Here is a 23,037-nt window from a genome sequence, read left to right as displayed (position 1 = left end):
AAAACCCCTTCCTCTTTTTATAGACAATTATTTCTTGCCGTAAAATGCCTCAAGAGGCAGTTTGCTTTAAGATATTACTAAAAATAATACGCGCACTCCTGAGGATAGTCAACATATTTGTATACAATATTGGCATGTTTTTCAAAACTAATCTAGTACAGATAAATTTGTATAAAAGGTAATTAAGATTTAATTAGATTTCGGAGGTTTAAAAGAGGAAGGGGCGTTGAAAATAGAATTAAAGCGCATTTCCATGAACTGGTAACGTACTTTCTATATCTTTATATACACTTATTCAACGTACAAACTTTTCTAAAGGAAAGATTACTTGTTTTCAATATCTATTATCATTTTGTTAGGAAGGCATACAGCTAAATCTCCGTATTTTGTAAGCCATCCTGTGTTTACACACACTAGATTAGGACAATCTGAATCTTCATACCTAATTCTTCCTTTTTCCACACGAATGCTATTATGATAATTTCCTGAAAGCTTTATAATTCTGGGCTGTTCCACTTTATTGAGGTCTATACGTTCAACAACTTTGTTATCTTGACTAATCACTGCTACTAATTTGTTACTATTTGCCTTTTGCCAGAAATAAATACCGATAAAACTGAAAACAACTACCATAAAAATAATTCCAATAAGGATTAAGTCTCCCTTTTTTTTCATTATAATTCTACCTCCACTCTCATCAAAAACTGTTGCAAATATTTTCTATAATTACATGTTAAATCGGTCGGTAGACTTCAAGTATTGGACTAGCTCCTTAAGTAATAAACCTGTTATACTTCCCGCAGGAACAGAAAGCAGGAGCATTATAGGCAAATAATAAAAAATACCAGGTTGGTTGATAATCAGTGAGGCAATAGTTAGTTGCCCAATACTATGAGCCACAGCTCCTGCAACACTTATACCTAAAAAACTAAAAAATGGAGTAAATCTAAAAAGCAATGCCATTACACAACCGGCCGTAAGCGCACCGGTGATGCTCAATAAAAAACCCACCCCAAAAAGAGTTCCACTGAGTAGGGACCCTAATACCGTACGCATTAAAATAACCGTTAGAGCAGTTTTAAAATCAAACATTACCAAGGCTAATAATGTGATAATGTTGGCTAAACCAAGTTTTACGCCGGGGATGGGAATAGGATTAGGCAATAAACTCTCAATATAATGCAGCACAGCAGCTTGAGAAACTAAGACGGCAATTAATGCAAGCTTTTTAGTTGACATTTAGCTATCCTCTAACACTTATTTTTTTATAACTTCCTTTAAAATTAGATTATCTCCTTACCAACATGGATTGTTCCGAAGAATTTGGGAAATTTCAGAAACTACCTCAGCCATACTTTTTATGCTCGTATTAATTTTTACTCCCTTTATGGCCAGTGCATAAATAACCTGCATATAATCAGGAAGTTCAAATTTATATTTTGTAAGAATCTTCGCGTTAGCCTGTAAATCGTTTATTATTCCTTCAAAAATAACGGTTCCATGGTCCAAAATTACAATTCTGTCTATTAAATCTATTATTTCTTTTAGATCATGAGAAATAATGATTGTAGTATTTTTATTCTCCTGTCGATTTTTAATGATATCATAAACCATCTTCCGACCTATGGGATCTAAACTGGCCATTGGTTCATCCATTATAAGCACTTCAGGATTTATGGCCAATATTCCCGCTATAGCAATTCTTCTCCGCATTCCACCACTAAAATTGACCGGAGACAGATGTTCAGTCAAGTCAGGAATAAACCCTACTTTTTCCAGAGCATCATTAACCCTGCTTTTGACATCAGACTCGCTTAATCCTAAGTTTCGCGGACCATATGCAATTTCGTCATAAACATTGGATTTAAATATCTGTTTCTCTGGATACTGAAAAACATAACCTACCTTTCTCCAAAGGTGATCATTTAAATGTTTAGTTGTAGAATCAATACCGCATATCACAAATTTTCCTGCAGTAGGACGAAGCAATCCATTTAAGATCTTCGCCAAAGTTGATTTTCCTGAACCATTGGATCCAAATATGCCCAGACAATCTCCTCGGTTTAATGATAAGGTAATGTTTTTAAGTGCTTGGTGTTCATAAGGCGAACCGTTTAAATAGGTATAATTAAGATCTTGTATTTCAATAATATTTGACATACGTCTCCACCAATTCTTCGATAGTTTTAATACTATCGTCTATTTCATATCCATCTTCTTCGAACTGATTAATCATTTGATAAATACCCGGTGGTTTCAAACCTATTGCCGCAAGTTTATCAACTTCGGTGTATACTTCCCGGGGAGTCCCATGCAGATATACTGAACCATGATCTAATATAATTAGTCTGTCAGCATATAATAAATCTTCAGGGTTATGACTTATTAACACCACGGTTATTCCATTCTGGGAATTAATTTTTCTTAGATACTCTAATAGTTCGTGCCTGCTCAGTGGATCCAGCATAGATGTAGGTTCATCTAAAATAAGATATTTCGGTAACATGGCTAGAACAGAAGCCAATGCAACCTTCTGTTTTTGTCCGCCTGATAATAAATGGGGCGCATGCTGTCTCAATTTTTCAAGGTTCATAATCTGTAAGGCCCATGTTACTCGATTATTAACTTCTGAAGCGGGTAAGCCCAAATTTTCAGGTCCAAAGGCAATTTCTTCTTTAACTACAGGACACACGAGCTGGTCATCAGGATTTTGAAAGATCATGCCAACCAACTGACGAATTTTCATTAGGTTTTTAGGCTCATCAAAGTCCATACCATTGATATAAATCTTACCAGCAGTAGGTTTTACCAAGCCATTTAATAGTCGTGCCAGGGTCGATTTTCCTGATCCGTTCATGCCTAATATGCCAATAAATTCTCCCTGGCGTATCGTAAGTGTTATATCCTTAAGAGCAGTAATTTCATCAACGCTTTTAAACTTTTTTGTAACATTGATTAATTCAATTGCATTTACGACCATATGTCTCCCCTTAAGATAAACAAAGTATTACTCCCACCAAAAATATAATCAACATAAAGCATATTAGCGTTATATCTATACTTGTTAAATGTAAACTGCTCATCCTTGCTCTATTTGGATGTCCAGTATAACACCTGCTGTCCATAGCTTCAGCTATATTCTCGGCTCTTATTAATGAAGATGCCAACAGGGGAATCAGAATTGCTGAGTAATTCTTTAAGTTCACGATAATTTTCGAACAATCGAACCGTGCTCCCCGGGAAATCTGCGCATCCTTTATGTTATTGGCTTCCTCTATAAGAGTTGGTATAAAGCGAAATGATATATTTAATATAGTAGAAAGGCTATGTACTGGAATATTTATTCCATTTAAGGGTAATAACAAGTATTCTAAACCAGCTGCAAGCTGAATAGGGGACGTAGTCATTAATAAAAGTATTGAACCTAAATATAAGATTACTAAGCGTAGTAAATTTACCATACCGAGTATTAGGCCTTTATCGGTAACGTTGAATATTCCTATATGCCAAACGGGTTCACCTTTTATTAGAATGGCTTGAAAAGCAAAAGTGACCAGAAGTAGATACCGGATGCTGCGTAAATTCTGAAATATTGTTTTAAATCCTATTCCAGAGCATTTAGTTCCAGTGATCATAAGGAAAACAAAGAATAGCAAATAATACCATTTTTGATTAATTAAAACTGAAATAAAAGCTAATATACAACAAATAATTTTGGTTCTAGGATCTAATAGATGAATTATTGAATTCCCATAGAAATATTGACCCAGCTTTATTTCCTTCATCTTTATAATTCCTTAATTTATTTAACCATCCAGTAAGTCAACGTTCTCCGGTAATTTTAAGAAAGGTTATTTTAACAATCCAATTTTTTAGGGATCAATTGCAGGAAACCGCATAGATGTGGTTTCCTGCAAAGTCTTAAATTTTAAAGTTCAAATAAAAACACATTTAATTTTGTGCCTTGCTAAATTGGACGGCATTTTTTGCACTGTTTCTTCCGGTATAACAAGCAAGCCCTTGAGCTGAACCGGGAAGAGTCAGTCCGTAAGTATCGCCGGTATAGCCGTCGCAATCTAATCCAGCAACATACAGCCCTTTGATGGGTTGATAATCTTTATTAACGGCTTCATTCTTTTCATTGATTCGGATACCGCCGCATGAAGTCAGGTCAATCGCCTTTATGCGGAAACCATAGAACGGACCGGTTTTCACCGGGTGAAGATACTTGGAATCTTTTTCGTATTCGGCATCTTTGCCATTTGTACAATAAGCATTGTAATTTTTAACTGTTTCTTGGAAAGTAGCTTTGTCAACTCCCATTTTGTCGGCAAGCTCTTCCAATGTATCTGCTTTGAATACATTCGGATTTTTTCCATCAAGTGCCTTCTGAAGCTCGTCACTGAGTTTATCCATTTTTGTACCAGGCGTGAGGTACATGCCCCAGCCAACGGTTGCACCATCAACGGCAAGTCTCTTAATTTCGTCGCTGTCAAAAACACTAAATGCTTTGTTTTGAGTCGTTACCGCATTGCAGCCACGAGTATAATACCAAATCACATCTTCATTGCAGAAGCGTTTCGCATCTTGATTTACCCAGAGAGACGGTTCCTGACCAGCTGCTACGCCAAGTTGTGATTCAAGGTTAGTACCATCAACTGTATTGCCTAGAGTCATAATCGAGGAACGTTCACCGGTAACAGCACCTGCTGCTTTTGCCATGTTTATACCATCACCTGTATGCCCAGGTGCACCCCTTTGAACATATTTCGAAGGATCAAGATGCGTTAATTCTTTTATCATATCTGCGTTATTTCCAAATCCGCCTGTTGCTAAAATAACTGATTTCGCATTAATGTCTAATTCTTTTCCGTCTTTCGTAGTTGCTTTAACACCGGACACTTGTCCATTATTCATGATAAGTTCTTTAGCTGGGGTGCTAACCATGATTTCTACGCCCAGTTTTTCAGCTTTTGGTTTCATGTAGTCATTAATTACTTTTTTCCCAAATCCTTCATAAACATGCCATGTTTTGGCTCCAGCACCAGTACTGGTTACCGTTTCAAACTTTACTCCCATGCCCAAGAGCCAATCAATATCCTCGCCTGAATGCTTCATGACGTCTCGCCATAAGTTGCCGTCAACTCTGTAGTTTGAGAAGCTAAACTCTTCCTTTAGCAATCCTGCAGTATCAACATTGATACCCATCTGTTTTTGAATTGTACTTTCGCTGGCAAACATACCTTCGGCAAAATTTGAACTTCCGCCAATAGCACCCTGTTTTTCCAATAAAATTACTTTGGCACCTTGACTAGCTGCTTCAACCGCCGCTGACATGCCGGACATACCACTACCTACGACTACAACATCAGTTTGTTTTGTTGCTGCAGCTCCTGCTTGGGTTTGATTAACTTTTGTTGAGCCGCAGCCTATCAAACTTATTGAAATCGAAGATACCAAGAAAAACGTCAATATTTTTTTGATTTCTTTCTTCATGCCTTAACTCCCTTCTTGATAATTACAGATTGTTAATAGTAGTTGGTTTTTAATATTCCTTATAAATTCGCCTCCTTGTAGATGTGCATATGTTTTTTCTCCCGCTTTTTTATAACTAAAAAGTAATTGCAAACATCTTGTGAAATATGTGCATTACTTAATAGTTTCACTGTAAGTTGCTTAAAACTAGCCTTTTCCCAAAAATACATTATATGAACTCTCTATTTCCATGGGAATTATATCATTGTGCATTGAACGAACGCATTGGATTAACGCACGAAATGCATTGTAGGGTTATACAAATACTAGCAAAGGGTACCACCGAAAATATTAAAGTTTAGTTTATATGGGATTATCATACTGGATTAAAAAGAGAACCTAGTGTTTGAACTAAACTTTAGTTCAAACACTAGGTTCTCTTTTTCTCTAACGTAACCGAGTAAAGTAATAAGACATAACCCTGAAGATGAAGTGATTTCCACTAGAGTAGCCGTTATTTCTTCATTTTCTGCTGCCTGGGAGTCTGTACTAACTTCAAAAAAACTAATAATACCTTTTTGAGTTGGATAAGTGAATTGTGGATATCTACAAATTAAACTGTAATTTCAAACGAAGACAAGCATAATTTCAAAATGATACAATTTTACAGAATTCAAGGAGATTCATTAAAAATTAGAAGCAGGGAGGAACAAAATGGAAGATGACATCGTAGAGAAAAAGAAATTCAAGAAGCGATTACTGAATAAAAAGGTAATACTAATCATTCTTATTGCATTCGTCATCGTCGGGACCGGTGGGACAGCTGCAATAGTCAAAGCCAGTGATAATCCACAATTTTGCACACTTTGCCATAATATGCAGCCAATGTATGATAGCTATCATGACAGTAATCTCCTCGCAAATTCCCATGCTAAAGCTGGAGTAAAATGCCACGATTGCCATGAGAGCTCACTAAGTATTCAAGCAGAGGAAGGTATGAAGTATATTACCGGAAATTATGAATCTCCGATGAAAACCCGGGAATTTCCTCAAGAAATGTGCCTGAAATGCCATAATTACGACGATGTAAAAGCAAAGACTAATTTTGACGAGTCCAATCCGCATGATTCTCATAACGGTGAATTGCAATGTTACACATGTCATAAAATGCATGAACCATCCCAAGTATTGTGTACCCAGTGTCATAACTTTTCCTGGATGAATAACCTTCCAGGTTATTTCCAAACAAAGTAAACTTAGAATCATCCTTAACACTATGTAATGTTAAAGGGAGCGCCTAAACAGATTTTTCCTAATATATGCAAATAAATATTTTGCATTTAAGAGTTAGCTTTTTATATTTATGCAATCTCCTGCTGGATGAACAACCTTTTAAAGGAATGTTTAAAAACTTATGTTTTTATAAATTATTAAATATCTAGTAAGCAAAAGACGTGCGGTTGAATTTCGCACGTCTTATATTCTATCTTCTTATTATTGTGAGCTATATTTAACTTTGTCTATTAATAACTGGTTTTAGACAAAAGGGTTACTGTAAATAGAAAACGTGTTTCTAAATTGTTAGCCATGCTTTTCTCTGCTTTCTTTGAACTGGTAAGACTCAATCAATGAATGGGATAACATGAGCATATATAACTCTAAGTTGTTTAAACCTTAATACTTTTAGTTGAATGAAAATATCTCTGATAGCTCAATCCATAATGACACGCTGTAAATTAAAAAACGACCGATTTTGACAGGGCGTTCTATTTTGAATCGTAGTATCGTACTGGCGAGGACTAATGAATAAGAGCATAAAGTATATACCTACTGAAGTTTTTCTGATTAGTTAAAATACATTTCTTCTGGTATGTATATTGCAATAAGCTTCTATTATAAAAATTTATGATGAGGTGATAGATTATGCTTGTAGAATCAAGAAGTCTACTTGGTGCAGAAATTGATAACGGAGAATATGCTGCACCGTCATACTATGGAAAATGGATGAAAGTAAACAATCACAGAGAAGAATTTGAAATGGAATTGATGAGATATCTATTCTCGAAAAGCAATGCATGTATTAGTGAAATCATCGGGCTAAGCAAAGATGAAATTGATCTAACTATACCTTACTATGCTGCAATAATTGAAATAGATCTGACGAACGATAAGATCGACTGGTATCAGTTAAGAACCTTTAGCAAGAATTATATTTTAAAAATGAGATTTAATATCATCTCGATTGCTGGACAAAATTATTTGATCGTTATCGTACCGGCTCGTTTTATTACTACGACTTTGAAGGAAGACCCTTATTATCTAAAGTTAATCAAATATAAAGAGGCTATTGAAGAACGTTTCAATATAGGGGTTTCCCAAGGCATTGGACAGCCGTATCCAATATTAAAGCTGAAAAAAAGTTTTAATCAAGCTCGCATTGCATTAAGTTTATCCAAAATTAAGGGAAAGAAAAGTTTTACTCAGCAATTTTCAGATTTAGGATTGTTTTCCTGGATTTTTTCACAGGATATTGAAATTCTTCAGAGCTTTTGTCATAAAACTCTGGGTAAATTAATTGACAATGACTATCTAATGGATACTCTAAGAAAACTCTCTAATAATGGTTTTGCCTTGAAAATTACAGCAGATAGTCTGTTTATACATGTTAATACGCTTTATTATCGGGTTGCTAGAATTGAAGAATTGATTGGTGCTGATCTATCCAATATAGCTACCAGGATGAATATTTATACCGCTATTATAATATGGGATACTCTTAAGGAAGCTGAACTTTGAGATTATTGAACTTAACCATCGAATAATTAAACAAAGAATACCCAACAGCGTAGCCATATGAGTCTATACTGTTGGGTATTATGGTTTTTGCTTTATTTTCTTATTTCGTTCAGTAAGTTATATTCTTTTAGCTTTCGATATAAGGTTGATTTGCTTATTTCCAGTAAACGCGCCGTTTTCGTAATATTATTTTCTGTTTGTAATAGAGACTGTATAATCATTTTTTTTTCCATTTCTTTCATAGAAAGGCGATCATCCGTATTGTCCTTAGCTAAAATAATCACTTTCTCAGCTGAAACTGGATTGCGGTTAAATGTAACGGTCGATTCTCGGATCGTTGTGGGCAAGTTTTCCGGTTTAATCTTATCGTCATTGGTAGCGCTGACGGCATAAAGCATAGCGTTTTGAAGCTGTCTCACATTACCGGGCCAATTATACCGCAGTAGCCTGTAAATTGCGGCCTCATCTAAAGTAGGTGCAGGCTTTTGCTGCTTTTCAGCAATGCTAGCGATAAAATGGTTTGCCAACTCAATAATATCATTACCTCTATCCCGTAGTGGAGGAATGGACAAGGAAAATACATCTAAGCGATAGTATAAATCTTCGCGAAATTGTTTCTTTTCCACAAGATTAAGGAGATTTTGGTTGGTAGCTGCAATTAATCTAAAGTTCACAGGAATATAATAATTGCCCCCTATGCGCATGACTTGTTTCTCTTCCAGTACCCTGAGTAATATAGGCTGGAGCGATAGAGGCATATCACCAATTTCATCCAGAAATAAGGTTCCTCCGTTTGCCAATTCAATTTTTCCCTTGTGCCCCTGACGTTCAGCACCAGTAAACGCTCCGCCTTCATAGCCAAATAGTTCGCTTTCAATAAGGTCTTTAGGTATAGCGGTACAATTTATTGCGATAAAGGGACCGTTTGGGTTATTTTCATTATGAATAGACTGGGCAAACATCTCTTTACCTGTTCCACTTTCACCCTGAATCAAAATATTGCCGTCCAATACAGCGAACTTTTTCGCTAAGTTAATTGATTGCATCAGCTGAGGAGATTGGCCTTTAATTTTTTCAAAATTAAATTTAGTTATAAGACCACTGGTTGCAGTAACCTTCTTTATTAGGGTTTGTGGCTTCCTAAGAATGAGAACGCAACCACTATTTCTTCCGTAATAATCCGCTACTGTCCTTGCAGAGCGTAGGTACAGCTTTTGATTACGCTTTTCTAAATATATTTCAGTATCAGAGATCGGTTTCCCAGTCTCCAACACAGTTTTAATAAACGCTTGCTTTCCTAATATGTCCTCTATTTGTGTGCCTATAAGGTTTGACATCGGATAGCCCAGTATTTCAACGGCATGGTTATTCGCTTTCGTTATTTGTCCATTCGTATTGATAATAATCATCGCTTCATCAGCGGCTTCCAAGACAACACTGAATAATTCTCGATTAGAAATAAGGTGCAATTCTCGTTGAATCGCTTCAGCCACAGAAGCTACCAACGCTAATGAATGTGCATTCTGAAGATATAAAGAGGAGCTAATCAGGATAATAGTTCCTATTACATTATTATTTATATCAATAATTGGAGCGGATGAGCTGGAAAGGTTGTAAGAGTTATAAGTCTCGCAGTAGTGTTCGGGAGCAGAGAGCTGCACAGGTATTCTGTATAATAAACTTAATGAATGGGAGCAGGTCCCTATGGTTTCTTCAGACCAAATAACCCCCGGGATAAAATTGAAATCATCAATCACTTTTTTGAAAATATTATTGTTGATATTTATTTGGAGCATAACTCCTTTTTCGTCTGATAAAGCAATCATGCAGGGACTTGATATTAAGGATGTTAATTGTCGAAGATGGGGATTGGCAGCCTTCATTAAAAGGGCATTTTTATTTTGTAGATCTTCAAAAGCAGTTTTCTCAATAGTTGGCCCATAATTAAAGTTAAGAAGATTAAGACCAAAATGTTTCGATCTCATCCACGATTCTAATATTTCTGGACGAATAAGATCCAACTGGGAAGGTGTTAGACTATTATTAATAATTTGGATTTTTTCAGTGGTGATTTGTTTCGCGAGAATAATTTCATCATTAAGGGGTTCCGTCGATTCATTATTTTCTCTTTTTAAAATTAGCGGGCTTAATGGTTGCTTAAGAAGTTTCATATTTTAAACACCATCCTTATATGAATAATATTACAAAATAATATAGTAATATAAGGGCTTAAAGCTAGTGTTAGGGAATATAATTTTGTGTAAATCTAAGTTATGCTTTTTATAAGATAGCTTAATTATACTCTGGCAAAATTATACTGTCATTGTATGTTCACCAAATCCTTATTTAGAGAAGGTGAACTTCCTAAGGCTAATTCTTGTTGATGAGTTCAGAATTTAGGTCAATTCCTGAAGAATAGATTGAAGCATGCTAGGTAAATAGGGACGATCCTCAAATTAGATATCCTTTTCCAAATTAAAACTGTGGGGATAAGTAAGATCAATTTTAAGTTCTCGCAAGTATTTGCCATCTTTGCGCGTTTCCATGATATTAGTCGAGATGCCAATTTCCAGATCTAAATCTTTAAGCAGCTTAATTTGGTTCACGGGAAACTCGAGAAATTGATAGTCAGTATTAAATTGAAACTGGACCATATTTTTTTTCTTAAAAACTTTGCTTATTTTCTCGATATCTTCGCCAAAAACTTTAGCCGACTTAAAGAAGTAATCGTTAGGGGAAAAATACATGAGGGGAGAGACTTTCTGACCATAGTTCTGCTGATAAATTTGACCGGTTTGTTTATTCTCAACGGAGCAGTAATGAACACCGAGTTTGAGTTTCTCGTCAAGGGCAAATTCGACGAGATTCAGACATTCGAGCTCACTCCGGGAGATGGGAAGCCCACCTGCATACCAGTAGTTGTAGAGGACTTTGAAGGGGGGATTTTTAACCTTAAAACCGCGTTTAATAAATTCCTCAGCGCTATGAAAAGGGAAGCAGAATTCCAATAAGTTAATCCCGGAAATCTCAAGGCGATTCAGTTCAAGGAGGAGTTCTTTCATTTCAGGCAAAGTTCCTGGAATTACAGGCATTTCGACCATGACATCAGGGATATACTGTTTAGCTAAAGCAATCCGTTCATAAACTTGATGGCGAAATTTTAAAGAATCTTCCATTTTAATGCTGAAACGAAGCTCGCGAAGTCCTGTCGTTTTAAGCTCTTGCAGGATTTCTTTATCGAGAAAGTCCCCTGAGGTATATAAACGGGTATGGGTGCGCCTTGGGAAGTTTGGGCGCTGCTGCCTTAATTGCTTATGCAGCTAAAGGAGCGGAACTTATTTCGGCGGTTTCAGCTCAACTTAAGAAGATAAGCTGGGTTGCGATTGCAGCAGTTGTTCTTCCTTTAATTTACTTGCCCGTATTTATTAGCAGCCTCGGAAGCGGTAATGCAGCAGCTCAGGCCTCGGCTCATTTGCTTACGGGAAGTTATGTTGCGGTTCTGGTGTTCAGAGGACTGATCTCCTTAGCAGGAGTTGGGCTCCTAATCTATACGCTTAAGCGAGCCGGAAAAAAAGCGATTCCTTTGAATCTGGTCTATCTGGCACTCGCTCTGGTTTTTGTCGGTGAATTCATCGGACGGTATGTTTTTTATGGATCTGCCGTGTCGATTATGATCGGATTAAATTAGGATAAATTAAACTAGGAATAAACGAAACCCCCGGATAAGGAAGCCTTAAAAAGTCTCCTTATCCGGGGGTTTTTATATGCTGTATCATCACAACGCGCTTGTGCTCTTTTTGATGAATCATCAAAGGTATCCCCGGTCAGAACGATTTCGATGGTATCCCCACCAAAGCGTTTGACGGCAGAAATCTTTTGCCGCGGTGTTGTTGAAGGCATATAGATTTTGCCGGGTACACGAGAAATCACAATTAAATTCACAGCATTAACAAATTTGTTAGGCGTGTAATTCTTGGTGTGAATAACCATTTAAACAGTAAAGATGTTTAAAACCAAAGGCATCTAATTTGAACTTATGTTATAATATGGAATAAATCTCAAGTTAGTACGCAGCTGTAGCATAATGTATGATTATACCATGGAGACCTTATGAGATTTTTTCTTACAAAAGTTATATTTAAGAAGGTAAGTGATTAATAATTAGGAAGTGATAATGTGTTAAATTTCACCAGCTATATCAATCAAGATAAAAAAAGACTAATCATTTTTGTAGTTGCATTAATCATAACCATAGGAATTTTCAGAGCATTTACCTTTAGAAATATTGATTACAAGTATAGTGGAGTAAGGTACCAAGTGGGAAATTCAGGATATGAAGAACCCGTTAATATTGAGATTAAAGGTAAATATACAATAGGATTCTTTAGTTCATTTGATAAATTTGATGGAAAAATAATTATTGAGGATAAAGTTTTTGACTACTCCGATTTTATACAGGAGGTTGATAACTATAAGAAGATTCCACTAACCCTAAAATCAGGAGACAAAAGTATCTATGGTGATTTATTCTATAATAACGTATTTAAACAGGTGACCATATCTATTCGAGACCAAGAAGGAAGTAGTCAATATAGTTGGAGTAATAAAGATGGCATTTTAATTTCAGCGCCTTGTAAAAACAGAGAACAAGCCGTTGAAATATCAAATATTTTAATACCTAAAAAGTACAGGAACAGCAACAATCTTGAATAGCAATGTAGTAGATTAGTACGCATTATTCGTATGTTGTGACGCATTCCTAGGATAATGATTATTATTGGTGAGGTGAAACTTTATGGACAGAATTGAAATTTTAAGAAAATATATTGATGAAATACTTTTGAATATTACAGATGTTGAAGAACGAAGGTGTGCTTATTTACATTTATATGGTGTTGCTCAATTCTGTACATTGATTGCATTAAAGCGTAGAGAAAACGCTGAACTTGCAACAATGGCAGGTATGCTTCATGACATATATTCATATGTCAAAATGGACCCCAAAGACCATGCAAGTAAAGGTGCTATCTTGGCAAGAGAAATACTTACATCATTACAGATAACAAATGTTGATGAAACTAAAATGATTTGCGATGCTATCTATACCCATAGTGAAAAAGAAGTCGTCCATTCTGATTTTAATGAAGTTTTAATAGATGCGGATGTTTTTCAGCACTGTTTGTATAATCCTACTTTCGAAATTAAGGCACATGAAAAAAACAGGTACGAAAAACTTAAACTTGAATTTGGCATTGCGTAAGATTCAAATATAAATCACATTATTCTTGTGTTTTGACGTAATGGTAGGAAATAGCGAAGTAAAGATTATTTATATTTGACTAGAAGGAGCATTTACATGGAATATATAAATATCAACGGGAAAGAGATTTGTAAAGAGAAGGATTACCAATTAAATTTCAAAAAAGAAACTCAACATTTTATAATTTATTACACAGAAACAGATACAACATGTATCGATAAAGTGGCAGATGTTCTTGAAAATAATTATAAAAGAATTACCACTAATTTTAATCAACAACTTCAAGAGAAATTGACTATTGAGATTCATTCAGACCTTAATCAACTTCATATTGCTTTAGGATTTCCAAATGCACCTGATTGGATAAGAGGGGGGATTGGGGTAGGTAAAATTGCAATAGCGTCTCCTTTAAATCCACCACCAGGTTCAGAATTTGATAACGTATTAAATACAGCCGTACATGAGTTTGTGCATATTATAGTAAATGAAATAAATGAGGATACACCCAGATGGCTGAATGAAGGAATTGCATGTTACGAAGCAAAAGACAATAATGAAAACTGGATAAGAAAAACCGTTAAGAATGGATTAGTAAGTGATATGCTGCCTACATTCAAAGATTTAGATACTGGCGAGGAATTTGAAACGTTTTTCAAACGTAATGGGTATCAATACTCATACACCATAGTAGAATCAATAATTGAAGAGTTTGGCTATGATAAGTTATATAAATTAATTAAATCACCTAATAACTTTGTAGATGTTTTTGGAATAACAGAGAACGAAATGCAAAGTAAATGGATTGAGTATATTAAAAAGAATTATCTGCTAAAATAAATTCTTGGATTTCTATTAAATTTAATTGCGTAATTTTCTTGAAATGTGAAGTAAGCCTATCTGAATTTAAACCAGTGACATTTAGAACACCCTTAGACTAATGGAAACTAAATCGGGCATAATGCCAACGAGGAAGACCGGTAAAAATTACAGTCTTCCTCGTTGAGTTTTAGTAGAGCTTATACCCGTGATTACTTGTGAGAAAGTTGATGTGAATTTAAACGCGATTCGTAGTTTTGAACTTCTTATCGGAACCCGTTATTTGTATTTAATCTTAAATTTTTCTTTTTCTTGAAAGATTCCATAATGCAAGGGCAAAGAATGCAAAAGCGGTAGCAATAAGAACTAAAGTAAACATTGCAGCTGTAGGTGTATATTCGCCATAGGTATAGGTGACCCCCATCATTCTCTTGAAATCTGAAACGTAACTTTCTGGAACCCCTGCAAAGCTAATGGCAACAGGTTCTTCAAGCATAATTTGCCGCATTAGAGCTCCAGCATAAGATATCGGAAACAGTTTAACTATCCATTGCACGGCATCAGGTAATGTTCCGATTGGTAAATAAATTCCGGTTAAAAAGCCTATAAGCGTTCCTAAAATAGTACTTGCTGTTGTAAAGGCACTTATGCTTGAAAAAAAGCTGACAAGAAAAAATATCATAGAGCTGGATGCCATTACAGAAATTATCATTATATAAAATAACTTTAACATAGAAACGAAGGATAAAAATGTTCCTCCGCTGACAGTGATATATATTTCCCCTATTGCAAAAGTAATCAAACTCATGATGACACCTATGACAAAGGCATTCAGAATATACCCGCCGACAATTTTACTTCGTTTAATAGGTGATGCATAAAAGTCCCTGCTGTTATTTTGTACCCTGTCCTCAACCATTATCCCAAAGGCACCCATTGTCGTTGTGATGGACGCCACAGGAACAATACCTGCGATAATCCAGCTATTCATAAGGTTTTTGGCTCCCGATAAACCCTTTGGAAGATAATCGATCCAGGCATTACCCAAGAACAAAACATATAAGCTTAGGATAATAAACACCCCTAAAAGGGAGAAGAATACGGCGCCTTTCTGACGAAAAAATATCTTTAAGTTACGCTCTGCAAGATTAAACATTATTCTTTACCTCCTGTAATACTAAGAAAAACATCATCCATGGAGCCATGAATCACCTCAAAGCTGTCTATATGCGTCTTTGCTTTTTCTAATAACGGGATCGCGGCAACAGTATCAGGTATATCAGCGGTAATTAAACCGTTTTTAAGAGAATAAGGCATTTGCTCATCGTCTAAAATTTTGATTATGGCGTCTTTGTCTTTCGCCTTAATATTAATTCTGTCGGAGCTGTATTGCTCCTGTAAATTGTAAGGTGTACCTTTAGCGACGATTTGCCCGCGGTCAATAATAATGATGTAATCGGCCGTTGCCGCTTCCTCCATATAGTGCGTGGTGAGGAACACGGTCATGCCTGTTTCCTTTTGAAGTTTAAAAATGGTTTGCCAAACACCTTCTTTAGTTTTTGGATCCAGTCCGGTTGTCGGCTCATCTAAAAACAGTATTTTGGGAGTGTTGATCAGTGCTCGGGCAATATCAGCCCGCCGCCGCTGCCCTCCCGATAGCTTTCCATAGGGCCGGTCGATGAATTCCATAACGTCTGCTATGAGTGCAGCAGTTCTTACAGCCTCTTTGATTTTTTGTTTGCTCATTCCATACAAACGTGCTCGTGTGGTTAGATTTTCCCTGACGGTTAAAAGTGAATCCAGCACACTGCTCTGAAAGACAACCCCGATTTTATTTCGAATAGCATCATCCTCTCTGCCAAGGACATGACCATCAATGATTATTTGTCCGCTGCTTGGTTCAAGCAGAGTACATAGTATATCAATTGTTGTTGATTTTCCTGCCCCGTTCGGGCCTAAGAACGCAAATAGCTTTCCGCCTTCCACATAAAAATCTATTCCTTTGACCGCTTTGATTTCACCGTAGGTCTTTTTGAGGTTGTTAACTGTTATAATATTGGACATTCCAGATGCTCCTTTCTTGTTCTGGTATTATCATATCAATCTGTTTTTTATTTCCAATAGGTGCAGAAGCGAGGTGACTTAACCCAAAAGTAAAATGACAAAAAGGCAAAGTAAAAAGCCGGCGAATTTTCGTCGGCTTTAAGATCAAATGCTTCATTTAATTTCTTTGTTTTATATTTTTGTTTATTACCTTAGCATAGTCAACGATAGTAAAGTACGCTATTGCATAAGTAATTACAAATGTAGGGATTAAAGCAGGGCTAATATAGGCGATGGCTTTCCAACCAAAGGGGATCATTCCAAACAAACAACCTTCCCAAAAGACCACGATATAGCAGATAAGTACCCGAATTAATGCGTCCACGGCAATTGAACTGACATCTAATTTTTCCTCTATTTTGTCACTGAAAAACATTAACACAGCAATCGACACGGCCATGGTAAATAGTTGCAAAACTATGCTTTTAGACAGATCCGGAACCATAGTGAAGTTTGAGAGCAGTGCAAAGATTAACACAATGGCGGTGAAGCTGGAGCAAGTAATAATAATAATCTTTTTCACCATTCTACCTCCTATTGCTGAAATTTATCGCGGAACCCTTTTATATAGTGTTTAGAGATAATCACCTTTTCATTATTCTTCAATGTTGCTTCCAATCTTCCGCTGAATTGCGCACGCATAGAAGTTACAATAGCTGTGTTTAAAATGCAGTTTTTGCTTATTCTGATAAAAGGGGTATCCGCAAGCTGTGCTTCAAGTTCATATAGTTTTTTATCACAGCGATATACATTTTTTTTAAGATATAAAAATGTTTTGTTGTCAGCTGTATCAAAATAATAAATATCTTCCAGTGCAATTGGAAGCAATACGCCGTCTTTTTCGGCAGTAACAGAAAATGAGAACAGTCTGATTTGCTCAATAAGACGCTTTAAACGTTCATCTATGAGACCGCAGGTTATTTTAATTTCGGTTTCTTTACAGTCCAGAGACTGCTCCACAAGAAGCTTCATCCTATTCTCCTTTTTCTGAAAGACTTATGGAAATTCTATCATAGTCGATGAAGTTTTTTAATAATGGAATAGTGAAATGACCTAAATCGAAAGTAAGATGATATAAGCAGCTAAATCGAGTATTATATTTAAAGCAAATAAATTAAGAGGTGTATCGAAACCGAAGTTTCCTTACACCTCTTGGCGGCTTATAAAAGGAATATGATTTTATAGGCTTGCCTGTTGAACAAATTTTACCCCCATATCGAAGGCAGCTTGACAGTCTTTAGGAAATTGGTCTTTTCTAACTTTTGCCTTTTTCTTTTCATCAAATACTGTAACAACATATTTTGAATAATCGTTAAACTGATATGTGTCGTTGACCATTAATAATTCAAAGGATCCAAAAATTCTCGTCATATATTCTTCAACGAATTTAAGACCTTGTTTATATCCTAAATCTGTCATTTGTTCATTCGTTACATTCATGGAGTAAATGGCCCCAGTTGGGATTTTTCTTCCAAAAATACTTGGATAACCAGGAGCATACATTGAATATGGAAACATTAACCTTTCTAAAAAAGACTTCATAGCTCCTGTAATTGTTTTAAAATATATTGGAGAACCAAGTATAATAGCATCAGCATTTGAAGCCTTTTCAAGGATAGGCGTTAAATCATCCTGTAAAGCACACTTACCATAACTTTTACCGTTTTTTGTTTTACAAGCAAAACAGCTTATACAACCTTTATAGTTTAGGTCATACAAATGGATAAGTTCTGTTTCAGCACCTTTTGAAGCAGCTCCTTCAAGTGCTTTATTCAGAAGAGTGGCAGTATTATTGTTTTTTCTAGGGCTACCGTTAATCGCTATTACCTTCATTACTTATACTTCCATCGCTAAAAAATAAATTGACTTTATGCAATGAATTATATATGTTTATAAGAAAATAGGTGAGTATGAACATGTTTGTTATATACTAACCAAAAGGTGAGCAAAGGAGCATTATGTTGGAAGATTTTGAGTATAAGTACGGAAGTTGTCCATTGTACTATACAATATCTACTCTTGAAGGAAAGTGGAAATGGATAATATTATGGAGATTATATGAAGCTGAAGTAATTAGATATAACAAGTTAAAAGAAACATTAAAACCTATTGCGCACAAAACATTAAGCAAAGAGTTAAAAGAATTAGAAAGCAGCAACTTAATTCACAGGGAACAGTATAATGAAATTCCTCCTAAGGTTGAATATTCGTTGACAGAGGAAGGGAAAACATTAGTACCGATACTTAAACTTATGTCTCAATGGGGGGAGAAACATATTGCTAAATAGGCGGAAAAAGCATAAGAATAAAACTCCGGTTAATTTTTGTGAATTAACGGGAGTTTTATTCTTATGATATTTTTGCTTTAGAGTTGCTTATGAGTTTTCCTTCCTATTTTAGACGACGTGTAAATGCATTAAGAATGCGAAGGTAATGATTGGCTTCACGCGTAACATGATCTGCTAGAAGGGGCAAAGCAATCATTTTAATCTTGCATTGGATCAGCCCTTCAGTACCAGCGGTTTTAAAGTTTCTTAAGCCGACAGTGGCTTCATAGGCTTCGCGACTGAGTTTAGGCAATATGGTGGTCTGTTCGGTCATGGTCTGAGCCTGTTTCGTCAGTTTATCAAATTCTTTCCCATACCGATGAGCGGTTTCAAAAAGCTCTTCCTCGGTAGGATCAAGCAGGCCGCGTATGAAATAGGCATGCTCGGCCATAATCCGATTCCAGAAAGCCTCTTGATCAATGATATCGCGTTTAAGATCGACAATCTGGCGGTTTTGAAGTGTTGTAAGCATTTTTAGGTAAAAACGGGCTTCGCGCAGGATGTGATCGATCAGCAGAGGATAATTAAAAGTAAATGTTCGGCAGCTTAACACATTTTGAAGGAGTGTTGATTTATAATCGGCTAGTGCAGTTGTAGCTTCGATCGCCCGTTGGTTTAATTCGAATACTTGCTGAAGCATGACAGGGTTTGGAAGAGAAGGTGAACTTCCTAAGGATAATTCTTGTTGCGTGAGTTCAGAATTCAGGTCAATTCCTGAATAATAGCCTGAAGCACGCTCTGAGTCTAAGGTCAGTTTTGTCACGAGTTCACCGGAGGCAAGAACTTCTGGACTGATTAAGCCATCGGCAAGGCAGATAGCTTCCGAGAGCAAGGCTGAAAACTGACACCTCAATGCATCTGCTTGCTGGGCAAGGGCTTGATCGTTAATCCCAAAAGCGGTCTCCATAAAAAAAGAATGTTCTTTAGCAATCCGCATGAAAAACAAGTTGAGTTCCAGAGACAGGCGAATATATTCCTCGTTGGAAAGCATGGAAAAACCTCCTTTTTTCTCAGGTTTAGCATAATACTATATGCAGAAATAAAAAGAAGGTTAAAGATTAACTTTAAATTGAATTTTAGGATAAGAAGGAAATAATTAGGAATGTGTCGAATGTTCACTAACGTAAAAATGAAAACTGATTCGCTTAGATTTAGGCAGAATCATCTATGGGAGGAAAAAATGCTTCGTAAGAAAGTCATAATGGTAACGACGATTTTAGCTATGAGCATTTCCTTAGTGGGCTGCTCAAATGCACCAAGTACGGCAAGTAAAAGCCAATCTCCTGTACCTCCTCAAACATCTTCGTCATCGACCGCTCTTCCACCGGATCATCCGACGGAATCCGCTCAGCCCGGTGATGCGGCAAGCCAGGCAGAGATCGAGAAAAAGATCAATGATTATATCAGTAAAAATTACCCTGGGGATTGGAAAGTCGATGGAACAACGTTAAGTAAAGGAAGCTATACCGAAAACGGAAATTATAAGATAGTAGACGGCCTTAATGAAGTTTTCCCAGACACGATGGGAGTTTCTATCTTTGTCGGTGAGGAAAGAATCTCAAGCAGTGTCAAACAAGGGACAGAGCGCGTACTCAAAGGATATCCAACTCCCTCTACCGTGGGTGATGTGCTGAAAAGCGGTAAAACGTCCAGCACCCAAAGCAGTGGTTATATTAAGGTTTATCTTCCTCTTAAAGCCGGGGATAAAACAGTTGCTGTTCTAACCGTTTCAGTTCCTCAAAAGTAGATGAGAAAAGCAGTTTAAAGCTCTGGCAGCGGAATGGATTATTCATGCTGCCAGGGCTTTTTTGCGTAAATTAAAATGGAATTGAGGTATGATATAATAAGGCGATAATTGTTTAAAACGGAGGATACCATGAAGTTTCCAAAGCCGCGGCTTACGCTGGAGAAAACAATTCTCTTACTGATTTTTTTAGTGGTTGCTTTATCATTGATGGTGACTGATATACTCATCAGCCGTGAAGTAGCAAATACTACGGAAGCCGGTATTGAAGACCGTGCCGTAAATATTTCACGGATCGTTGCCCACTCACCTGTAGTGATTGAAGGACTGAGCGGAAAAAGAGATGAAAAAGAAATTCAGACTTATGCCAATGAAATTACGAACTTAACACACGTTCGTTATATTGTCGTTTTTGATATGAACGGAATTCGTAAATCTCACCCGGATAGCAGCGAATTGGGGAAACACTTTGTTGGGGGAGATGAAGGACCGGTACTTCAAGGCTACGAACATATTTCAACGGCTCAAGGGACTTTGGGTATGTCTTTAAGAGCTTTTACACCTGTTTTTGATTCAAACGGAAAGCAGGTCGGCGCAGTTGCCGTCGGGATACTTCTCGATACAGTACAGGAAACGGTGGACCAAAGCCGGTCAAGGACGTATCTTGGAATGGGCTTTGGACTCCTGATAGGAATTATCGGCGCTATGCTGCTTGCTAAAAAAATTAAAAACATCATGTTTGGGTTAGAACCGGCAGAAATTGCAAGATTGCTTCAAGAGCGCAATGCGATGCTTGAGTCAACCCGTGAAGGTATCCTTGCAGCTGATTCTGAAGGAAAAGTGACTCTTGCCAATGCTGAAGCACTTCGTTTGTTTAAGCAAGTTGGGGTTACGGATATAATCGGGATAAATATTGAAGAATATGTTCCTGAAATGAGAGCTGTATTGACGACAGGCAAGCCTGAGTTGGATTTTGAATATAATCTTCGGGGAGTTACTTTGCTGTCAAACACAGTACCGATCAAAGTAAACGACAAAATTGTCGGAATCATTTCTACGTTCCGGGATAAGACTGAAATTAAGCTGCTGGCGGAGGAATTAACCGGCATCAAAGTCTATACTGAAGCTTTGCGGGCTCAAACCCATGAATTTATGAATAAACTTCATGTTATTTTAGGATTAGCTCATATAAAAAATTATGAAAAACTCGCGACCTATATCAGCCAGATCGCCAATCGCTATCAAGTGGAAGTTGGATCTATTGCCCGCAATATTAAGGATCCCGTCCTTACCGGATTTATTATGGGAAAACTCAGTTATGCCCGGGAAATGGGCTGCGAATTGGAGCTGGCTGAAGAATGCAATTTGCCTCAGCCGGCAGATCCGGAAATTGTTCATGATTTAGTGGCAATCATCGGAAACCTCGTTGACAATGCCTTAGAAGCGGCATTGAATGCGGAAAATAAGCGTGTTAAATTAAACTTGGATTATGATGAAGGTGAGCTATTAATAGAAGTTTCGGATCATGGAACGGGTATTCCCGAAGAAATTAAAGAACAAATGTTTATTAAAGGATACTCGACAAAGGCTAATAACCGAGGCTTTGGACTTTTCTTAGTCAAAAAAAGCTTGGAACAAAGAAACGGACAGATGGAAATATATTCTCAGGAGGGCCAAGGAACGATGTTCAGGCTTTATATACCCTATGAAACCCTGGAGGAGAAGTAATGATTAAAGTATTAATTGTTGAAGATGATCCCATGGTCGCCGAATTCAATAAGCATTACCTGGAACAGGTGGGAGGATTTACGCTCCAAGGAATTGCAGGTTCAGTCGATGAAGGGCTGAAGCTGTTAGAAAAGAAAGAAGTTGACTTAATTCTGTTGGATATCTTCATGCCGGGACTCAATGGCTTAGAGCTTCTTTCGCAGATTCGTAAAATGGGAAAAGGGGTAGATGTCATCATTGTTTCAGCTGCGGCGGATCGGAGCAGCATTAAGAAAGCCTTGCAATATGGAGCAGTGGATTACTTAATTAAACCTTTCGAGTTTGACCGTTTTCGAGAAGCCTTAACAACATATCGTGAACGGGCAGCATTAATGCAAGATCAAGAAAAGCTGAGTCAAGTTGACTTAGACAAACAAATTTTTCATAAAGAAGCTTTGGGAAGAACGGGGGAGCTGCCTAAGGGACTTACGCGAGAGACGCTTAAACTCGTTTGGGAAAATATTCGGGAAATGGGCAATCAAACGTTTTCAACTGATGAGATTGCTCAACGTGTTGGGATTTCACGGGTTTCTATGCGTAAGTATCTCAGCTTTCTAAGCCAGATCGAAGTGTTGAAAACGGAGGTTCTTTATGGGGCTGTCGGCCGGCCGGTTTATAAACACCGTTTTATTCCCTCAAAGGCTAAAGCCATCAATGGATATTTATAGGTAAAAAATGGGAAACACTTACTTTAATTACAAAAATATTTACAAAATTAAATAATATATAAAAAATTTCAGAAAAATTTT

At 36.8% G+C, this 23,037-nt stretch carries 25 protein-coding genes; 10 read left to right on the top strand and 15 right to left on the bottom strand.

Going from position 1 to position 23,037, the window contains the following annotated elements:
- Positions 1 to 324: 324 nt before the first annotated feature.
- The 6 genes from ACHOLT_RS20270 to ACHOLT_RS20245 form a co-directional block, all read right to left on the bottom strand.
- Positions 325 to 675 (bottom strand): NusG domain II-containing protein, encoded by a 351-nt coding sequence (locus tag ACHOLT_RS20270; protein WP_425804467.1) that lies wholly within the window; start codon positions 673 to 675, stop codon positions 325 to 327.
- 51 nt (positions 676 to 726) lie between these two features.
- Positions 727 to 1,239: a Gx transporter family protein gene (locus ACHOLT_RS20265; RefSeq protein ID WP_425804464.1), complete on the bottom strand. Its 513-nt coding sequence runs from the start codon at positions 1,237 to 1,239 to the stop codon at positions 727 to 729.
- A 57-nt stretch (positions 1,240 to 1,296) separates the two neighbouring features.
- Positions 1,297 to 2,160, bottom strand: coding sequence for an ATP-binding cassette domain-containing protein (locus ACHOLT_RS20260; RefSeq protein WP_425804461.1), 864 nt, complete (start codon positions 2,158 to 2,160; stop codon positions 1,297 to 1,299).
- Positions 2,144 to 2,980, bottom strand: a complete 837-nt coding sequence (locus tag ACHOLT_RS20255; protein WP_425804458.1) for an energy-coupling factor transporter ATPase — start codon at positions 2,978 to 2,980, stop codon at positions 2,144 to 2,146. Before ACHOLT_RS20255 ends, ACHOLT_RS20260 begins: the two co-directional genes overlap by 17 nt.
- 10 nt (positions 2,981 to 2,990) lie before the next feature.
- Positions 2,991 to 3,785 (bottom strand): energy-coupling factor transporter transmembrane component T family protein, encoded by a 795-nt coding sequence (locus tag ACHOLT_RS20250; protein WP_425804455.1) that lies wholly within the window; start codon positions 3,783 to 3,785, stop codon positions 2,991 to 2,993.
- A gap of 166 nt (positions 3,786 to 3,951) precedes the next feature.
- Entirely contained in the window at positions 3,952 to 5,496 is a 1,545-nt protein-coding gene (locus ACHOLT_RS20245; RefSeq protein WP_425804452.1) for an FAD-dependent oxidoreductase, read from the bottom strand.
- Positions 5,497 to 6,189: 693 nt separating this feature from the next.
- Here ACHOLT_RS20245 and ACHOLT_RS20240 point away from each other — a divergent pair.
- Positions 6,190 to 6,729, top strand: coding sequence for a cytochrome c3 family protein (locus tag ACHOLT_RS20240; RefSeq protein ID WP_425804449.1), 540 nt, complete (start codon positions 6,190 to 6,192; stop codon positions 6,727 to 6,729).
- Between the two features lie 669 nt (positions 6,730 to 7,398).
- Entirely contained in the window at positions 7,399 to 8,271 is an 873-nt protein-coding gene (locus tag ACHOLT_RS20235; protein WP_425804446.1) for a PucR family transcriptional regulator, read from the top strand.
- A gap of 92 nt (positions 8,272 to 8,363) precedes the next feature.
- Here ACHOLT_RS20235 and ACHOLT_RS20230 read toward each other — a convergent pair whose 3' ends face one another.
- Complete coding sequence (locus ACHOLT_RS20230; protein ID WP_425804443.1) at positions 8,364 to 10,442, bottom strand: sigma-54-dependent Fis family transcriptional regulator; 2,079 nt, start codon at positions 10,440 to 10,442, stop codon at positions 8,364 to 8,366.
- A gap of 285 nt (positions 10,443 to 10,727) precedes the next feature.
- Positions 10,728 to 11,447 (bottom strand): hypothetical protein, encoded by a 720-nt coding sequence (locus tag ACHOLT_RS20225; RefSeq protein WP_425804440.1) that lies wholly within the window; start codon positions 11,445 to 11,447, stop codon positions 10,728 to 10,730.
- Positions 11,448 to 11,551: 104 nt separating this feature from the next.
- On the opposite strand from ACHOLT_RS20225, the gene ACHOLT_RS20220 reads away from it, so the two are divergent.
- On the top strand, positions 11,552 to 11,959 hold the full coding sequence (locus ACHOLT_RS20220; RefSeq protein WP_425804437.1) for a DmsC/YnfH family molybdoenzyme membrane anchor subunit: 408 nt from the start codon (positions 11,552 to 11,554) through the stop codon (positions 11,957 to 11,959).
- An 11-nt stretch (positions 11,960 to 11,970) separates the two neighbouring features.
- Here the strand turns inward: ACHOLT_RS20220 and ACHOLT_RS20215 are convergent, their stop codons facing one another.
- Positions 11,971 to 12,213, bottom strand: coding sequence for a hypothetical protein (locus ACHOLT_RS20215; RefSeq protein WP_425804434.1), 243 nt, complete (start codon positions 12,211 to 12,213; stop codon positions 11,971 to 11,973).
- A 234-nt stretch (positions 12,214 to 12,447) separates the two neighbouring features.
- Here ACHOLT_RS20215 and ACHOLT_RS20210 point away from each other — a divergent pair, with 234 nt between their 5' ends.
- The 3 genes from ACHOLT_RS20210 (at position 12,448) to ACHOLT_RS20200 (ending at position 14,368) form a co-directional block, all read left to right on the top strand.
- The gene (locus ACHOLT_RS20210; protein WP_425804431.1) at positions 12,448 to 12,984 is read left to right on the top strand and encodes a hypothetical protein; all 537 of its coding nucleotides are present in this window, start codon (positions 12,448 to 12,450) and stop codon (positions 12,982 to 12,984) included.
- A gap of 82 nt (positions 12,985 to 13,066) precedes the next feature.
- Positions 13,067 to 13,531: an HD domain-containing protein gene (locus ACHOLT_RS20205; RefSeq protein ID WP_425804428.1), complete on the top strand. Its 465-nt coding sequence runs from the start codon at positions 13,067 to 13,069 to the stop codon at positions 13,529 to 13,531.
- Positions 13,532 to 13,627: 96 nt separating this feature from the next.
- Positions 13,628 to 14,368 (top strand): peptidase MA family metallohydrolase, encoded by a 741-nt coding sequence (locus ACHOLT_RS20200; protein ID WP_425804425.1) that lies wholly within the window; start codon positions 13,628 to 13,630, stop codon positions 14,366 to 14,368.
- Positions 14,369 to 14,642: 274 nt separating this feature from the next.
- Here ACHOLT_RS20200 and ACHOLT_RS20195 read toward each other — a convergent pair whose 3' ends face one another.
- The 5 genes from ACHOLT_RS20195 to ACHOLT_RS20175 all read right to left on the bottom strand — a co-directional run bounded on the left by ACHOLT_RS20195 (position 14,643) and on the right by ACHOLT_RS20175 (position 18,283).
- Positions 14,643 to 15,503 (bottom strand): ABC transporter permease, encoded by an 861-nt coding sequence (locus tag ACHOLT_RS20195; protein WP_425804422.1) that lies wholly within the window; start codon positions 15,501 to 15,503, stop codon positions 14,643 to 14,645.
- A complete protein-coding gene (locus ACHOLT_RS20190; RefSeq protein ID WP_425804419.1) occupies positions 15,503 to 16,411 on the bottom strand; it encodes an ATP-binding cassette domain-containing protein in 909 nt (302 codons plus the stop codon). Before ACHOLT_RS20190 ends, ACHOLT_RS20195 begins: the two co-directional genes overlap by 1 nt.
- Positions 16,412 to 16,568: 157 nt before the next feature.
- Entirely contained in the window at positions 16,569 to 16,976 is a 408-nt protein-coding gene (locus tag ACHOLT_RS20185) for a hypothetical protein (protein ID WP_425804416.1), read from the bottom strand.
- A gap of 8 nt (positions 16,977 to 16,984) precedes the next feature.
- A complete protein-coding gene (locus ACHOLT_RS20180; protein WP_425804413.1) occupies positions 16,985 to 17,422 on the bottom strand; it encodes a LytTR family DNA-binding domain-containing protein in 438 nt (145 codons plus the stop codon).
- A gap of 207 nt (positions 17,423 to 17,629) precedes the next feature.
- Entirely contained in the window at positions 17,630 to 18,283 is a 654-nt protein-coding gene (locus ACHOLT_RS20175) for a flavodoxin family protein (protein WP_425804410.1), read from the bottom strand.
- Positions 18,284 to 18,411: 128 nt separating this feature from the next.
- Between ACHOLT_RS20175 and ACHOLT_RS20170 the strand changes: the two genes are divergently transcribed.
- The gene (locus ACHOLT_RS20170; RefSeq protein WP_425808195.1) at positions 18,412 to 18,738 is read left to right on the top strand and encodes a winged helix-turn-helix transcriptional regulator; all 327 of its coding nucleotides are present in this window, start codon (positions 18,412 to 18,414) and stop codon (positions 18,736 to 18,738) included.
- Positions 18,739 to 18,841: 103 nt separating this feature from the next.
- Here the strand turns inward: ACHOLT_RS20170 and ACHOLT_RS20165 are convergent, their stop codons facing one another.
- Positions 18,842 to 19,768 carry a DUF2935 domain-containing protein gene (locus ACHOLT_RS20165; RefSeq protein WP_425804407.1) on the bottom strand — a complete coding sequence of 309 codons (927 nt, stop codon included), beginning with the start codon at positions 19,766 to 19,768 and terminating at the stop codon, positions 18,842 to 18,844.
- A gap of 189 nt (positions 19,769 to 19,957) precedes the next feature.
- On the opposite strand from ACHOLT_RS20165, the gene ACHOLT_RS20160 reads away from it, so the two are divergent.
- From ACHOLT_RS20160 to ACHOLT_RS20150, 3 genes are all read left to right on the top strand, one after another.
- Complete coding sequence (locus tag ACHOLT_RS20160) at positions 19,958 to 20,524, top strand: cache domain-containing protein (RefSeq protein WP_425804404.1); 567 nt, start codon at positions 19,958 to 19,960, stop codon at positions 20,522 to 20,524.
- Positions 20,525 to 20,653: 129 nt separating this feature from the next.
- Positions 20,654 to 22,249 carry a DcuS/MalK family sensor histidine kinase gene (gene dcuS / locus ACHOLT_RS20155; RefSeq protein WP_425804401.1) on the top strand — a complete coding sequence of 532 codons (1,596 nt, stop codon included), beginning with the start codon at positions 20,654 to 20,656 and terminating at the stop codon, positions 22,247 to 22,249.
- Positions 22,249 to 22,956 (top strand): response regulator, encoded by a 708-nt coding sequence (locus ACHOLT_RS20150; protein ID WP_425804398.1) that lies wholly within the window; start codon positions 22,249 to 22,251, stop codon positions 22,954 to 22,956. Before dcuS ends, ACHOLT_RS20150 begins: the two co-directional genes overlap by 1 nt.
- Positions 22,957 to 23,037 lie beyond the last annotated feature (81 nt).

Origin of the sequence: Desulfitobacterium nosdiversum (assembly GCF_049860565.1) — a bacterium.
GTDB lineage: Bacteria > Bacillota > Desulfitobacteriia > Desulfitobacteriales > Desulfitobacteriaceae > Desulfitobacterium_A > Desulfitobacterium_A nosdiversum.
The sequence above is the reverse complement of the archived record's forward strand: the minus strand, read 5'-3'. Positions and strand labels throughout refer to the sequence as shown.